Genomic DNA, 14,650 nt, shown 5'->3' on the forward strand with positions numbered 1-14,650 from the left:
TTCATAACCTTTGGCGTCTGGAGCCCGTGAGGGGTTGTCAACCCGCGCGTCGCATTAGGTAATCTGTACGGATATGGCCGCGGCACCGATGCCGTGGCAGCACCTTGGAGGACACCTTGAGAATCACCTCGCGAAAGTCCGCTCTTGCCGGACTTGCGGTCGTCGGGATCAGCACCATGCTGCTCGCCGGCTGCGCACCAGCGCCCGAAGCACCCGGTAGCAGCGACAAGCCCGCTGCATCCGACTTCCTTCCCTGCATGGTTTCCGACTCCGGCGGATTCGACGACAAGTCGTTCAACCAGCTGGGCAAGCAGGGCATCGATGAGGCGGCGACCAAGCTCGGCGTCAAGGCGAACTCAGTCGAGTCGAAGGTTGAGACCGACTACGCGCCCAACATCACGAGCCTGATCGCGCAGAACTGCAACATCATCGTCACGGTCGGGTTCAACCTCGCCGCGGCGACGAAGGATGCGGCGACTGCCAACACGGACATCAACTTCGCCATCATCGACGACAACTCGATCGACCTGCCCAACGTCAAGCCGATCGTCTTCGACACCGCGCAGGCGGCGTTCCTCGGTGGCTACGCAGCTGCGAGCTACTCGAAGTCCGGCATCGTCGGCACCTTCGGTGGCATCCCGATCCCGCCCGTGACGATCTTCATGGACGGCTTCTACGACGGCGTGCAGTACTACAACAGCCAGAAGGGCAAGGACGTCAAGGTCCTCGGCTGGGACGTCAAGAAGCAGAAGGAAGGCGCGTTCACCGGTGGCTTCGAGGCCAACGACACCGCCAAGAGCACCGCGAAGAACCTGATCGACCAGGGCGCCGACGTGATTCTCCCGGTCGGTGGTCCGATCTACCAGAGTGCGGTCCAGGCCATCAAGGACTCCGGCAAGGACATCGCGCTCATCGGTGTCGACGCGGACGTCACCCAGACCGATCCCGACATCACGCCGATGCTCCTCACGTCGATCATGAAGGGCATCCAGGTCTCGGTTGCCGAGGTCGTCTCTGAGGCTGCAGCCGGCAAGTTCGACAACACCCCGTACGTTGGCACGCTCGCCAACAACGGTGTCGGACTGGCCCCGTTCCACGACTTCGCCTCCAAGGTCGACCCCGGCCTGCAGGGCGAGCTCGATGCGATCAAGGCTGGCATCATCAGCGGCAAGATCACGGTCGAATCTCCTTCGTCACCGAAGTAGTCAGGGCCGTAGCACAGTAGGGATCGGGGAGGCCAGCAGGGCTGGTCTCCCCGATTCCGTGTAGTCTTCCTTAGCACCTGAGCGACACCGTCGGCAGCGCTGCCTGACACCAGAGGATCCGAAACACCATGAAGCTCGAACTCCGGGGTATCACCAAGCGATTTGGGGCCCTCGTGGCCAACGACCACATCTCCGTCGTGGTGGAACCGGGCGAGATCCACTGTCTCCTTGGTGAGAACGGCGCGGGCAAGTCGACCCTGATGAACGTCCTCTACGGCCTGTATCAGGCCGATGAAGGGGAGATCCTGCTGGACGACAAGGTCCAGAAGTTCTCCGGACCCGGCGACGCGATGGCCGCAGGCATCGGGATGGTTCACCAGCACTTCATGCTCATCCCCGTGTTCACGGTGGCGGAGAACGTCATGCTCGGCCACGAGCCGACCACGTTCGGCGATCGCCTGAATGTCGCGAAAGCGCGCGAACAGGTTCGCGAGATCTCCCAGCGATTCGGGTTCGACCTCGATCCGGATGCGCTCGTCGGCGACCTTCCCGTCGGCGTCCAGCAGCGCGTCGAGATCATCAAGGCGCTGTCCCGCGATGCCAAGGTCCTGGTGTTCGATGAGCCGACCGCTGTGCTCACCCCGCAGGAGACCGATGAGCTCATGCTCATCATGAAGCAGCTGAAGGAGACCGGCACCTCCATCGTCTTCATCACCCACAAGTTGCGTGAGGTGCGCGAAGTCGCAGACAAGATCACCGTCATCCGCCTCGGCAAGGTCGTCGGCGAGGCTTCTCCGACCGCGTCGAACGAGGAACTCGCCTCCATGATGGTCGGAAGGGCGATCGAGCTCACCATCGAAAAGGGCAAGGCCAAACTGGGCCAACCCGCCCTCGTCGTCGACAAGCTCTCGGTCATCGACCCGATCGGCCAGCTCGTCGTCAACAACATCAGCTTCGATATCAAAGAGGGCGAGATCGTCGCGGTCGCCGGGGTGCAGGGCAACGGCCAGACCGAACTCGTCGAAGCGATCATGGGACTCCAGTCGAAGGTCACCGGCGGGATCACCCTCAATGGCAGGTCCCTCGTCGGCCGCAGCGTGCGGGAGGTTCTCGACGCCGGAGTCGGCTTCGTCCCGGAGGATCGCAACGAAGACGGACTCGTGTCCGAGTTCACGATCGCGGAGAACCTCATGCTCGACCGGTCCAACGGCGAACCGTTCGTGAAACACGGCACACTGCAGCTGGCCACGCTCGCGGAATTCGCGGAGGAGAAACTCACCGAGTTCGACATCCGGGCACAGGGCATCGGGACGCACGCGGGAAACCTGTCGGGAGGAAACCAGCAGAAGGTCGTGCTCGCGAGGGAGTTGAGCCGTGAGTTGAAACTCCTCGTCGCGGCGCAACCGACCAGGGGCCTGGATGTCGGCTCCGTCGAGTTCGTTCACACCAGAATCGTCGAGGCACGGGACTCCGGTGTTCCGGTGCTGGTGGTCTCCACGGAACTCGACGAAGTGGTCGCACTCGCGGATCGGATCGCCGTGATGTATCGAGGAGGAATTGTTGGCATCGTCCCTGGTGACACCCCACGAGATGTGCTCGGCCTCATGATGGCCGGCGAGGCGCCGTCAGGCGGTAAGGCAGCATGAGCGGGAACGAGCCCGTGGACCGGCAACTCCCCAACATCTCTCCCGAGAAGGCCACGCGCGAACCGGGTCAGAGCGGCACCGCCTCAGAGCCTGAGCGTTCGCGCTGGAACGTGGCGATGCGGGAGATCCTCAACGGCAGCGCCATGATCTCGCTGCTGGCAGTCGTTCTCGCCATCATCATCGGCGGAATCCTGATCGCGGTGACCGACGAGAACGTCCAGGCGACGGCAGGCTACTTCTTCTCCCGGCCGGGCGACATGATCGCGGCGATCTGGAACTCGGTCTCCGGCGCATACGTCTCCCTGTTCCAGGGCTCCATCTACAACTTCCGACGGCCAGGGTTCGCCAACGGCATCCGCCCGCTCATGGACACCCTGACGTTCGCCACACCGCTCATCGTGGCAGGGCTGGGCGTCGCACTCGGATTCCGGGCCGGCTTGTTCAACATCGGTGGCCGCGGGCAGATGCTGTTCGGCGCATCGGCAGCTGGTTGGGTCGCGTTCTCCTTCGCGGGGTTGCCCTTCCCGCTCCACCTTATTTTCGCCGTCGTGGCCGGCGTCATCGCCGGGGCCCTGTGGAGCGGCCTCGCCGGACTCCTCAAGGCCACGACCGGCGCGAACGAGGTCATCACGACCATCATGCTCAACTACGTCGCCTATTACTTCGTGTACTGGATGCTGAGCACCCAGGGCCTGCTGCAATTGCCGGGTTCCAACAACCCGAAGAGCCCGGGGATGCTGCCGTCCGCGGTCCTCCCGCCGCTGTTCGGACAGCAGTATTCGCTGCACTGGGGCTTCATCATCGCGATCCTCGTGACGTTCTTCGCCTGGTGGCTGCTGAATCGCTCGAGGCTCGGATTCCAGTTCAAGGCGGTCGGACTGAATCCGGATGCCGCACGCGTCGCCGGAATCAACGTTCCCCGGATGATCGTCTACGTCATGCTCTTCTCCGGCGCTTTCGTCGGGCTCGCCGGCGTCTTCCAGGTGCTGGGAACCGTCACGACCGGCTTCAGCGCCGGCATCGACGCCGGCATCGGATTCGACGCGATCACCGTCGCACTCCTCGGGCGGTCCAAGCCATGGGGTGTGTTCGCCGCAGCAGTCCTGTTCGGTGCGTTCAAGGCCGGCGGGTTCGCCATGCAGGCCTCGCAGGGGATCTCGGTCGACATCGTGCTGGTCGTCCAGTCCGTGATCGTCCTCCTGATCGCCGCGCCGCCACTGGTGCGCGCGGTGTTCCGACTCCCCAAGCCGAACCTTCTCAGTCCGTTGAAGAGCAATAAGACGCAGGGCAAGAAGGCGGTGGTGACCAAGTGAGCACCTCAACACTCCCATCGGCCGCACCCATCACTCTCGAGCGCACGATCGTCAAGAGCTGGAAGGGTCCGATCGCCCTGTCGATCTTCGCCCTGCTCGCCATCGTGCTGTTCGGGGTCTTCGCCCGCCCGGGTGTGAGTCACTTCCGCCTGTCGACGACCGGCGACTTCTTCCAGTTGCCTCAGCTGGATGTCCCCACCACATCCACCGGCTGGATCCTGGCCGTCATTCTGGTCATCCTTGCCGCCTGGTCGGTGCTCATGGTGTTCCAGTCCAGGCGGGTTCCGCTCTGGCTCACCATCGTCTTCGCGATCGTGTTCATGGCCGGGTTCCTCACCTGGGTCGCGGCCGATGCGCTCATTCCGATCCCCGGGCTTCTCATCGGCGCGGTCAGCCTGAGCGTTCCGCTCATCTTCGGTGCGATGAGCGGTGTGATCTCCGAGCGCAGCGGTGTCATCAACATCGCCATCGAGGGACAACTGCTCGCGGGCGCCTTCGTCTCTGCGGTCGTCGCGTCGATGACCGGTTCTCCGTGGGCGGGCCTCGTCGCGGCGATGGTCGCCGGAACGCTCGTCTCGTTCGCGCTTGCGGCGTTCGCCATCAAGTACATCGTCGACCAGATCATCGTCGGCGTTGTGCTGAATGTGCTCGTATCCGGCCTCACCGGGTTCCTGTTCTCCCAGGTGCTCACGAACAACCCGAAGTTCCTGAACACGCCGCCGCGGTTCGACCGGATCGACATCCCGGTCCTCGGGCAGATCCCCATCATCGGGCCGGTGCTGTTCGATCAGACCGTCATCGTCTACTTCATGTACATCGTGGTCGCCGGTGTCGCATACGCCCTGTTCCGCACCCGGTGGGGACTGCGCACGAGGGCTGTCGGTGAGCATCCGCAGGCCGCAGACACGGTGGGCATCAAGGTCAACCTCCGTCGGTTCTGGAACGTGTCGCTGGCCGGAGCCATCGCCGGGTTCGGCGGTGCGTACTTCACGCTCGGTTCGGTGGGATCCTTCACCAAGGACATGACGGCCGGCGCCGGATTCATCGCGCTGGCGGCGGTCATCTTCGGGCGCTGGGATCCGATCCGGGCCATGCTCGCCGGCCTTCTCTTCGGGTTCGCCACGAACCTGCAGAGCGTGCTCGGGATCATCGGTTCGCCCGTGCCGAGCCAGTTCATGCTCATGCTGCCGTACATCGTCACGATCTTCGCTGTCGCCGGGCTGGTCGGCCAGTCGCGTGCTCCGGCGGCGGACGGCAAGCCATACATCAAGTCCTGATGGTCCCGGTGGATGCCGGGCTCGCCCCGTCGGCGGGCCCCGGCCCGGCGGGCAGCGGCGGCCGGACGACGTCCGGAGGAGTCTGGGCGGCGATCGCCATCGTGCTCGTCGCGCTCAACCTTCGGCCGGTGATCGTGGCGGTCGCCCCGCTCTTCGACACGATCGGGGCGGAGCTGGAGCTCACCTCGTTCCTGGCCGGACTGCTCGTCACGCTTCCCGTGCTGTGCTTCGGTGTGCTCGGCCCTGTCGCACCGGTTCTCGCTGCGAAATTCGGGTTCGAGCGGAGCCTCGCCATGGTGCTCCTGGCGATCATCGCCGGCTCAGCGCTGCGGATCGTGCCCACCATACCCGCGCTGTTCGGTGGCACGCTGTTGCTGGGCGCGGGCATCGCGGTCGGCAACATCCTGCTGCCCGGACTCATCAAGCGGGACTTCTCGCACCGACTGGGGCTCATGTCCGGGCTGTTCTCGATGTGTCTCGCCGCCGGCGCGACGCTCGCGGCGGGAGTGACCATCCCCATCGCCGAGGCCGCCGGATGGGACTGGAACGAGGCGCTCGCCGCGTGGGGGCTGTTCGCCCTGCTCGGGCTCGCGTGCTGGGTCCCGACGCTGTGGGGCGCCAGGGGGACCGCCGGCCACCCACCGACCCTGGGCATCCGCCTGTCGCGTGATCGCGTCGCCTGGCTCGTGACGGCATTCTTCGGCCTTCAGTCGTTCAACTTCTACTCGACGACGGCCTGGTTGCCGACCATCCTGATCGCCCAGGGCCATGACGCGGTGTTCGCCGGGCTCATGCTCTCGCTCGTGAACCTCGTGAGCGTGCTGCCGGCGCTCCTCGTGCCGATCCTGCTCGATCGCATCCGTCGGCAGCCCGCGTTCACGGTGTTCGTCTCCCTCGTCTACTTCGCCGCGTTCGGCGGATTCCTCGCGTTCCCGGGCCCCGTCATCGTCTGGATGGTGCTCCTCGGGTTCGCCCAGGGTGCGGGCCTCGGCCTCGGCCTCACGCTGATCGTGCTCCGCTCGCCGGACGCCGAGCACGCCACGAAGCTCTCCGGCATGGCGCAGAGCTGGGGCTACCTTCTTGCGGCGGTCGGGCCGCTCGCGCTCGGGGGCCTGCGCGACCTCACCGGCGCGTGGCTCGTGCCCGTGCTGCTCCTGTTCGTGATGCTCGTCCCTCAGGCCATCACGGCCTGGCTCGCCGGGCGGCCCGACCTCGTCGGGGGCCACCGCGCACGGGGTGCCGGAGACGGCGACGCGGCTAGATTGGATGTGTCGGAAGGATGACCATGACTGACGTCGACTGGGACGGATTGCGCGACATCGCGAACGAGGCGAATGCGCATGCATACGTGCCCTATTCGAAATTTCCGGTGGGGGCTGCGGCGATGGTGGATGACGGCCGCGTCATCTCGGGCTGCAACGTCGAGAACGCCTCCTATGGGCTCACCCTGTGCGCGGAGTGCGCGCTCGTGTCGAGCCTCCACATGACCGGCGGTGGGAGGCTCGTCGCGTTCACCTGCGTGGACGGCCACGGCAACATCCTCATGCCCTGCGGCCGATGCCGCCAGCTGCTCTTCGAGCACTCCGCTCCCGGCATGCTGCTCGAGACGGTCTCCGGTGTGAAGACGATCGACGAGGTCATCCCCGACGCCTTCGGCCCCCGCACCCTGGAGGAATACAGCGCATGACCGCCACGACATCCGGTGCAGCCCAGGCCAGCGGCATCGAGCCCTTCGACACGGTCGACCTCATCCATGCCAAGCGCGATGGCAAGAAGCTCTCCACTGCACAGGTCTCCTGGCTCATCGACGCGTACACCCGCGGTTACGTCGGGGATGAGCAGATGGCGGCCATGGCCATGGCGATCTTCCTGAACGGGATGGACCGCGAGGAAGTGCGCGATCTCACCCTCGCGATGATCGCATCCGGTGAGCGGCTGAGCTTCGACGGACTGTCGAAGAAGACCGCCGACAAGCACTCGACCGGCGGGGTGGGCGACAAGATCACGCTCCCGCTCGCGCCGCTCGTCGCATCCTTCGGGGTCGCGGTGCCGCAGCTCTCCGGCCGCGGGCTCGGCCACACCGGCGGAACGCTCGACAAGCTCGAGAGCATCCCGGGCTGGCAGGCGGATGTCAGCGCAGAGGGGATGCGGGCACAGCTGGAATCGGTGGGGGCTGTGGTGTGCGCTGCCGGTGCGTCCCTCGCGCCCGCGGACAAGAAACTGTACGCGCTGCGCGACATCACGGGAACCGTGGAGTCGATCCCGCTCATCGCGTCGTCGATCATGAGCAAGAAGATCGCCGAGGGGACGTCCGCGCTCGTGCTCGATGTGAAGTTCGGGTCCGGCGCGTTCATGCAGGACCCCGCCCGCAGCCGCCAGCTCGCCGAGACGATGGTGGCGCTCGGTACGGACGCCGGGGTGGCGACCACGGCTCTGCTCACCAACATGAACGTGCCGCTCGGCCTCGCGATCGGGAACGCGAACGAGGTTCGCGAATCCGTCGAGGTGCTCGCCGGAGGCGGCCCAGCGGATGTCGTCGAACTCACGATCGCCCTGGCGCGCGAGATGCTCGCCTCGGCCGGGCAGCCCGACGCCGACGTCGAGGCCGCGCTCAAGGATGGCCGCGCCATGGACACCTGGCGCGCGATGATCTCGGCGCAGCACGGTGACCCGGATGCTGCGCTGCCGGTTGCGAAGGAGACGCACGTCGTCACGGCCGATCGGGATGGCATCCTCGTCGAGCAGCAGGCATTGCCGTTCGGGATCGCGGCGTGGCGGCTGGGGGCCGGGCGCGCCCGCAAGGAGGACCCCGTGCAGCACTCTGCCGGCGTCGACCTGCACGCGAAGCCCGGAGACCCGGTGAAGAAGGGCCAGCCGCTCTTCACGCTAAACGCGGATGAGCCCGCGCGGTTCGAACGCGCCCTCGAGGCCCTCCAAGGCGCCTACCGGATCGGCGACCCGGGTTCTGAGGTCCACGACGGCGGCCCACTCATCCAGGGCCGCATCACGGCCTGAGCCGGGGAGCCACGCCCAACTGCGAGTGAGGGCGTCGAACTCACACGGGATCGCCGATGCGTTCGAGCGCATCGACGATGAGACTCCAGAACTTCGCGTGGTCGAGGTCCGTCGCGGCATACGTCGTGCAGTCCTCCGGTGCCGCCGAGCGGAAGTCCGCAACCGTCATTCCGAGCGTGAGGCTGCCGGTGAGTTCGATGTCGAGGGGCACCCGAACGACACTCATGACGCTCGGGTCGATGACGAGTGCGACGGCGCATGGGTCGTGCACGGGTGGATGGTCGAAGCCCTGTGCGTCCTTGTAGCTCTCGGCGAAGAACTCGAGCAGTTCGAGCACGAACCTCGCCGGCTTCGTGTCGACGGCAGCGATCGCCGCGACGACATCCGGTGTCGCGAGCGCCTGGTGCGTGAGGTCGAGACCGACCATGGTGAGCTTCCACTTCTCGTTGAACACGATGTGGGCGGCTTCGGGGTCGATCACGATGTTGAACTCTGCGGCAGCGCTCCAGTTGCCCACGTGGTATCCGCCGCCCATGAGCACGACCTCTTTCACGCGCTCGGCGATGCGCGGCTCCTTGCGTACGGCGAGGGCGATGTTCGTGAGCGCCCCGGTCGGGACGAGCGTGATGGTTCCCGGCTCACTGCTCATGATGGTGTCGATGATGAGGTCGACGGCGTGACGATCCTCCGCCTCGAACGCAGGCTCCGGCAGCACGGGGCCGTCGAGTCCGGAGTCCCCATGGATGGATTCGGCGACCTCCGGTGTCCGCACGAGCGGGCGGTGGGCGCCTGCGGCGAACGGCACGCCCGTGATGCCTGCGACCGTCGCCACGGCCAGAGCGTTCCTCGTGACCTTCTCGATCGTCTGGTTCCCGTGCACTGTCGTCACGGCCACGAGCTCGATGTTCGGATTCCCGTGAGCGAGCAGGAGAGCGATCGCGTCGTCGTGTCCTGGGTCGCAGTCGAGGATGATCTTCGTCGTCATGATGACATCATATATGAAAATCATCTTCATATATGTATGATCAAGGCATGGATGAGCTTGTCGCCCGCGGCCGTGGCCGCATCGAATGGATCCGTTCCCGCATGCCGCTCCTGGCCGACGCGCGCGCACACTTCGCGGAGACCCGGCCGTTCGCCGGGCACCGCATCGGGATGTCGCTTCACCTCGAGCCGAAGACGGCCGTGCTGCTCGAGACCCTTGCGGCGGGTGGGGCAGAGGTCGTCGCAACCGGCAACCACGGTTCGACCCAGGATGACGTCGTCGCCGTACTGCGCGCGAGCGGGATGACCGTGTTCGGCAGCCGCGACGACACGCTCGACGAGCACGGGAGGAACATCGCGGGCGTGCTCGATGCCGAGCCGGACATCCTCCTCGACAACGGGGCCGACCTCGCCGCGGGCATCGTCGCGCGCGGAAGGCAGGACACGATCCTCGGCGGCACCGAGGAGACCACCTCCGGGGGCCTGCGCCTGCGCGGCGAACTCGCCGGGGCCATTCCGTTCCCGATCCTCGTCATCAACGACAGCATCCTCAAGGCGATCGGCGAGAACCGTCACGCAGTCGGCCAGTCGGTCGTGGAGAGCTTCATGCGCATCACGAACCTCATGGTTCCCGGTCGGCGCTTCGTCGTCGCCGGGTACGGTTGGTGCGGCAGGGGAGTCGCCCAGTATCTGCGCGCTCTCGGTGGCAAGGTCGCAGTCGTGGAGGTCGATGAGCTCAAGGCCTTCGAAGCCGCCCTCGACGGCTACCGGGTCGATACGATGCAGGGCCTCGCGACGTGGGGCGAGGTGTTCATCACCGCGACGGGACATCCGGATGTCATCGGTCCGGACATCTTCCCGTTGCTGCGGGACGGCAGCGTTCTCGCCAATTGCGGCCACTTCCCGTGGGAGATCGACGTCGCCGCGCTGAAAGCGGATGCCGCCGAGGTGCGCACGCTCGATGCCGCGATCGAACGGATCGAATTCGCCGACGGCCGCCACGTCATCCTCCTCGCCGAGGGCCGCATGATGAACCTCGCCGGGCGCGAACCGAAGGGCAACTCGCTCGAGTCGATGGACCTCGGCTTCCTGCTCCAGACGCTCTCACTGGAGCGCATCGCGCGCTCGGCGGAGAGTCTCGCCGATGGAGCACAGCCGATCCCCGACGATATCAACCGCGAGATCGCGCGACGCATGCTCTCCGCCATGGGGGCAGACCGGTAGCGGCGATGGCGACGTCCGATCCGAACTACGCGGTCCCCGCGCTCGACAAGGCCCTCGACATCCTCGAGTTCCTGGCCGACCAGGGCGGTGGGGTGGGCCAGGGCGAGCTGGCGGACGCTGTCGGACGAACTCCGAGCCAGGTCTTCCGCGTGCTGCAACGCCTCGAACGACGCGGCTGGATCGTGCGCGAGAGGCCGAGCGGACTCTACCTCCTGTCGACGCGGATGCTGGACCTGGCTCATCGGCAACCGCGGTTGCGCGGCCTCATCGCCCTGGCCATCGGCCCGATGCGCAGCCTCACCGAAGAGGTGCACCAGTCGTGCAACCTGAGCGTGCTCGACGCGGGTCGCGTTCGTGTCATCGCGCAGGCGGAGAGCCCGGCGGACTTCGGGTTCCGGGTGAGGGTGGGAGCGGAGTTTCCACTCGAGACTCCGGCCGGCCAGGTGCTCACGGAGGGAGCGCCGCTCGGCTACCTGAGGCAGGACGATTCTCTCCAGCCGGGAATCACCGACCTCGTCGCCCCCGTAGTCGACGCGTCCGGTGTCGCGATCGCGGCGATCACCGTCCCGTACATCGCCACGTCGTACAGCGGCCTGCCGATCGCCGCCGTGCTGCGGGCCGTGACGGCGACAGGTCGCACCGTGTCCGCTCTCGTGCGCGGTGACTGACGAGCGCCGAGCCAGTAGGTTTGCAGAATGACCTCCGTAGATTTCGAACCCGCGACCGGGCGCGACCACCGACTTCTGGATGGCCTCTCCGCCGCCGTGCTGCCGAAGGTGTCGCTTCACGACCACCTCGACGGTGGCCTTCGACCCCAGACGATCATCGAGCTGGCCCACGAGCTCGACATCGACATCCCGGCGGATGATGCGCTCGCGCTCGGCTCCTGGTTCGCGACCCAGTCCGACTCCGGTTCGCTCGTGGAGTATCTCAAGACCTTCGACGTGACGCTCTCCGTCATGCAGACGGCGGACGGCCTCGCACGCGTCGCGCGGGACTTCGTGGAGGATCTCCACGCGGACGGTGTGATCTACGGCGAAATCCGGTGGGCGCCCGAGCAGCACCGCGCACGGGGGCTCAGCCTCGACGAGGCTGTGGATGCTGTGCAGGGCGGGATCGAGGACGGCATCGCCTCCGTCTCGCGGACCGGTGGCAGCATCCGCATCGGACAACTCGTCAGCGCGATGCGCCAGGCGGACAACGGGGCCGAGATCGCCCGGCTCGCGGTTCGGCACCGCGACAACGGAGCGGTCGGGTTCGACATCGCGGGGCCGGAGGACGGGTTCCCGCCGAGCCGGATGCGCGGCGCGTTCGACTACCTGGCAGAGCACTTCATGCCCGTCACGGTCCATGCGGGTGAAGCAGCCGGCCTCGACAGCATCCGCAGCGCGCTCTTCGACGGGCGCACGCTGCGGCTCGGGCACGGGGTACGGATCGCGGAGGACATCGACGTCGAGCACGAGCAGGGCGGCAGCAGCCTCGTCACGCTCGGAGCGCTCGCAGAGTGGGTCAAGGACCGGGAGATCGCTCTCGAACTCAGCCCGTCATCGAACCTTCAGACCGGTGCGATCGCCGCCTGGGGCTCAGAGCTGGCCGACCATCCCTTCGACCTCCTGTACCAGCTGGGCTTCCGCGTCACCGTCAACACCGACAATCGACTCATGAGCAACACGACCCTGAGTCGCGAGCTCGCTCTTCTCGCCGACACGTTCGGCTACGACCTCGGAGACCTGGAGACGTTTCAGCTCAACGCCGCGGCAGGCAGCTTTCTCCCTGTGGAGGAGAGGGAGGACCTCGCCGACCGCATCATCCGCGGGTTCGACGCGCTCTGATCGCGGTGAGGGCCACGCCCTCGCCGTCGTGCGCTAGACGACTACTTGAGTCGCATGTAGACGGGGCTGCCCCAGATGGCGTGGTACTCGACGTACCGTCCTGGGCGAGGCGAATCCACCATCATGCCGGGGCCCGCGTAGATCGCAATGTGCTGGTGCGGGTACCAGAGCAGGTCGCCGGGGCGAGCATCCGCCTGGGAGATCGGCACCGCGTATCTGGCCTGAGCATCTGCCGTGCGCGGGAGGGAGATCCCGAAGTTCTTGAAGACGTACTGCGTGAGTCCATCGCAACTGAAGCTCGTGGTCGGGCTGTTGCCGTACCCGTAGGGTACGACTCCGACGAACTGCATGGCGAATGCGACAACCGCTTCGCCACTGTAGGTCTGGGCCGGCGGGTTCAGGGTCACGAAGCGGTTGACGAGTGCCGTGACGACGCGCCGCTTCGTGGCGCTGTAGCCGTCGCGGGAGACCGCGAGCTCGATGGATCCCGAGACGTCGACGCTCTGGACGGCAACCTCTTTCGGCGTCCGGAGAGTCGATTCCTCGGCCTGGGCGCCCTGATTGAACGCATTGGCCGGTATCGCGAGACTTGCGACGAGGCCCCCGGAGACCGCGATCACCGCGAACTTCGCGACCAGGTCACGGGTCTTTCGGGAAGTCACGCGGGGCGAACCTTTCTCGTACCCTGACGGGTATGGGCCGGCGTGACGGGCACACCAGAAACTGACAAAGCAGGTTCCATGGTACAGCGCGAGCCGCTGCAGCCCAATCTGATGGGCCGAATTCAGGGCATTCCCAGCCTCGCGGCGGGGTGGTCAGCGGCCCATGAGGTCGTATCGGGCGAGCGCGTCGGCGTCCCTCGAGTAGGTCGCAGAGCTCCTCGCGGTGTCGAGCGCCGCGACCGGATCGGCTTCCGCCTCGGCCACGGCGAGGAGCCGCTCCGCCTCGGCGAGCCTCGTCCGCGCATCCGCGCCGACACCTCCTCGGCGGGTGTCGATGTAGTTCCTGGTCGCGGTGAGCTGGCTGCGGGCCCCCACGAGAGCACCGACGAGGGCGGTGCGGGCGCCATCAAGCCGCTGCTGCTGGTTCCGCGCCCCCGCCATGCTCGTGTCGAGTTCCGCGTTCGCGGCACGCAGCGTCTCGAGCGTGGCGAGCGGATCCTTCAGGTCGGGGTCGACCGCCAGTGCGGCCTCGACGGTTGCGATCGCCCTGCCGACGGCGGCGCCGGTGTCCGCATCCGGAGGGGCATCTCGTGCGGCACGCGCCGGCGCGAGGCTCTCACGGGTGGAGTTCCTGAGGGCGACCACGGCATCCCTCGCCTTGGCAAGCTCCGTGCGGAGGGCCTCGATCCCCTCGAGGAGCTTCTGGGCCCGGTAGGCATGCTCGCTCGCCCTGCGGATGAGGTCGGATGCGCCCGTATCCGGCGTGCCCCGGTCGCCCGGCGCGGCCGTCAGGATGGCATCCGCCTTCGCCGCCGCCGTCTCGGATTCCGCCCGCTCGGCCTGTGCGCGCTCGACACTGTCGGCCACCGTCGACACGGCATCGGCGGAGTATCCGCTGGACAGCGCCGCGAGGGTCTTCGCCGAGTCCTTCAGTCGCGAGTCGACGGTGGAGAGGGCGCTGCGCACCGCCGCGAGATTCTGCGGTGCATTCTTCTCGAGTTCGCGCAGCTCGGCGAACGACTTCTCCTGCTGCTCGAGGGAGGCCGCAGCGGTTTCGCACAGGTGGATGATGCGGCCGCTCCAGTCGCGACGCTGGGTGTCGCTGTCCGCATAGGCGTCGTCGAGTTTCTGCTGGAGTTCGAATGCCTCGCGCAGTTGCTTCTTGGCGGTCGAGAGCACGCGATCGAACTCCTGCGATTTCACGTCCCCGAACTGGGCGATAGCGAATCCGAGTTCGTCCTCTGCGTTCTTGACGGCGTCGTCGACGCGGACGAGCAGGATGTTGGCCCTCTGCTGGAGCGAGTCCAGCGGATCGCCCACTCGGCCGTTCCCACGCCGCCTCGCCAGCATCCAGAAGCCGACACCGACGATGGCGACGAAGATCACGATGACGGTGATGCCTGCCGTCCATGCGGCGCTCAGCAGTTGGCCACCCATGCGGATCATCCTATGGTCGCCCGAATGGATCCGGGCCGCCGCGCGAGGGCCGCGC

At 66.6% G+C, this 14,650-nt stretch carries 13 protein-coding genes; 10 read left to right on the forward strand and 3 right to left on the reverse strand.

The window, feature by feature from the left end; genetic code table 11:
• The first annotated feature begins 116 nt into the window (after positions 1 to 116).
• From BKA04_RS09315 to BKA04_RS09345, 7 genes are all read left to right on the forward strand, one after another.
• The gene (locus tag BKA04_RS09315; protein WP_104096728.1) at positions 117 to 1,205 is read left to right on the forward strand and encodes a BMP family lipoprotein; all 1,089 of its coding nucleotides are present in this window, start codon (positions 117 to 119) and stop codon (positions 1,203 to 1,205) included.
• 128 nt (positions 1,206 to 1,333) lie between these two features.
• Positions 1,334 to 2,851, forward strand: coding sequence for an ABC transporter ATP-binding protein (locus BKA04_RS09320; RefSeq protein WP_104096163.1), 1,518 nt, complete (start codon positions 1,334 to 1,336; stop codon positions 2,849 to 2,851).
• Positions 2,848 to 4,164, forward strand: coding sequence for an ABC transporter permease (locus BKA04_RS09325; RefSeq protein WP_167309718.1), 1,317 nt, complete (start codon positions 2,848 to 2,850; stop codon positions 4,162 to 4,164). Before BKA04_RS09320 ends, BKA04_RS09325 begins: the two co-directional genes overlap by 4 nt.
• Positions 4,161 to 5,441: an ABC transporter permease gene (locus BKA04_RS09330; protein WP_104096164.1), complete on the forward strand. Its 1,281-nt coding sequence runs from the start codon at positions 4,161 to 4,163 to the stop codon at positions 5,439 to 5,441. Before BKA04_RS09325 ends, BKA04_RS09330 begins: the two co-directional genes overlap by 4 nt.
• Positions 5,441 to 6,724 carry a CynX/NimT family MFS transporter gene (locus BKA04_RS09335; RefSeq protein WP_104096165.1) on the forward strand — a complete coding sequence of 428 codons (1,284 nt, stop codon included), beginning with the start codon at positions 5,441 to 5,443 and terminating at the stop codon, positions 6,722 to 6,724. The genes BKA04_RS09330 and BKA04_RS09335 overlap by 1 nt, the downstream gene beginning before the upstream one ends.
• A gap of 2 nt (positions 6,725 to 6,726) precedes the next feature.
• The gene (locus BKA04_RS09340; protein WP_198413317.1) at positions 6,727 to 7,128 is read left to right on the forward strand and encodes a cytidine deaminase; all 402 of its coding nucleotides are present in this window, start codon (positions 6,727 to 6,729) and stop codon (positions 7,126 to 7,128) included.
• Positions 7,125 to 8,456: a thymidine phosphorylase gene (locus tag BKA04_RS09345; protein ID WP_104096167.1), complete on the forward strand. Its 1,332-nt coding sequence runs from the start codon at positions 7,125 to 7,127 to the stop codon at positions 8,454 to 8,456. The genes BKA04_RS09340 and BKA04_RS09345 overlap by 4 nt, the downstream gene beginning before the upstream one ends.
• A gap of 40 nt (positions 8,457 to 8,496) precedes the next feature.
• Here the strand turns inward: BKA04_RS09345 and uriH are convergent, their stop codons facing one another.
• The gene (uriH, locus tag BKA04_RS09350; protein ID WP_104096730.1) at positions 8,497 to 9,441 is read right to left on the reverse strand and encodes a uridine-preferring nucleoside hydrolase UriH; all 945 of its coding nucleotides are present in this window, start codon (positions 9,439 to 9,441) and stop codon (positions 8,497 to 8,499) included.
• Positions 9,442 to 9,488: 47 nt separating this feature from the next.
• Between uriH and BKA04_RS09355 the strand changes: the two genes are divergently transcribed.
• The 3 genes from BKA04_RS09355 to BKA04_RS09365 are packed head-to-tail and all read left to right on the forward strand — an operon-like array spanning position 9,489 to position 12,496.
• Entirely contained in the window at positions 9,489 to 10,664 is a 1,176-nt protein-coding gene (locus tag BKA04_RS09355; RefSeq protein ID WP_104096168.1) for an adenosylhomocysteinase, read from the forward strand.
• Between the two features lie 5 nt (positions 10,665 to 10,669).
• Entirely contained in the window at positions 10,670 to 11,332 is a 663-nt protein-coding gene (locus tag BKA04_RS09360; RefSeq protein ID WP_104096169.1) for an IclR family transcriptional regulator, read from the forward strand.
• Positions 11,333 to 11,359: 27 nt separating this feature from the next.
• Positions 11,360 to 12,496: an adenosine deaminase gene (locus BKA04_RS09365; RefSeq protein ID WP_104096170.1), complete on the forward strand. Its 1,137-nt coding sequence runs from the start codon at positions 11,360 to 11,362 to the stop codon at positions 12,494 to 12,496.
• Positions 12,497 to 12,537: 41 nt separating this feature from the next.
• On the opposite strand, the gene BKA04_RS12310 is transcribed toward BKA04_RS09365, so the two are convergent.
• Together BKA04_RS12310 and BKA04_RS09375 are read right to left on the reverse strand one after the other, a co-directional pair.
• Positions 12,538 to 13,158, reverse strand: coding sequence for a C40 family peptidase (locus BKA04_RS12310; protein ID WP_104096171.1), 621 nt, complete (start codon positions 13,156 to 13,158; stop codon positions 12,538 to 12,540).
• A 153-nt stretch (positions 13,159 to 13,311) separates the two neighbouring features.
• Complete coding sequence (locus BKA04_RS09375; protein ID WP_104096172.1) at positions 13,312 to 14,595, reverse strand: coiled-coil domain-containing protein; 1,284 nt, start codon at positions 14,593 to 14,595, stop codon at positions 13,312 to 13,314.
• Positions 14,596 to 14,650: the final 55 nt, after the last annotated feature.

It is taken from the genome of Terrimesophilobacter mesophilus (assembly GCF_014200375.1).
Lineage (GTDB): Bacteria > Actinomycetota > Actinomycetes > Actinomycetales > Microbacteriaceae > Terrimesophilobacter > Terrimesophilobacter mesophilus.

What these genes read in the sequence shown, in the direction of transcription:
- BKA04_RS09375 (WP_104096172.1), bottom strand. Translation starts at nt 14,595, where the DNA reads ATGGGTGGCCAACTGCTGAGCGCCGCATGGACGGCAGGCATCACCGTC.
- BKA04_RS09365 (WP_104096170.1), top strand. Translation starts at nt 11,360, where the DNA reads ATGACCTCCGTAGATTTCGAACCCGCGACCGGGCGCGACCACCGACTT.
- BKA04_RS09320 (WP_104096163.1), top strand. Translation starts at nt 1,334, where the DNA reads ATGAAGCTCGAACTCCGGGGTATCACCAAGCGATTTGGGGCCCTCGTG.
- BKA04_RS09360 (WP_104096169.1), top strand. Translation starts at nt 10,670, where the DNA reads ATGGCGACGTCCGATCCGAACTACGCGGTCCCCGCGCTCGACAAGGCC.
- BKA04_RS09340 (WP_198413317.1), top strand. Translation starts at nt 6,727, where the DNA reads ATGACTGACGTCGACTGGGACGGATTGCGCGACATCGCGAACGAGGCG.
- BKA04_RS09335 (WP_104096165.1), top strand. Translation starts at nt 5,441, where the DNA reads ATGGTCCCGGTGGATGCCGGGCTCGCCCCGTCGGCGGGCCCCGGCCCG.
- BKA04_RS09345 (WP_104096167.1), top strand. Translation starts at nt 7,125, where the DNA reads ATGACCGCCACGACATCCGGTGCAGCCCAGGCCAGCGGCATCGAGCCC.
- BKA04_RS09325 (WP_167309718.1), top strand. Translation starts at nt 2,848, where the DNA reads ATGAGCGGGAACGAGCCCGTGGACCGGCAACTCCCCAACATCTCTCCC.
- BKA04_RS09355 (WP_104096168.1), top strand. Translation starts at nt 9,489, where the DNA reads ATGGATGAGCTTGTCGCCCGCGGCCGTGGCCGCATCGAATGGATCCGT.
- uriH (WP_104096730.1), bottom strand. Translation starts at nt 9,441, where the DNA reads ATGACGACGAAGATCATCCTCGACTGCGACCCAGGACACGACGACGCG.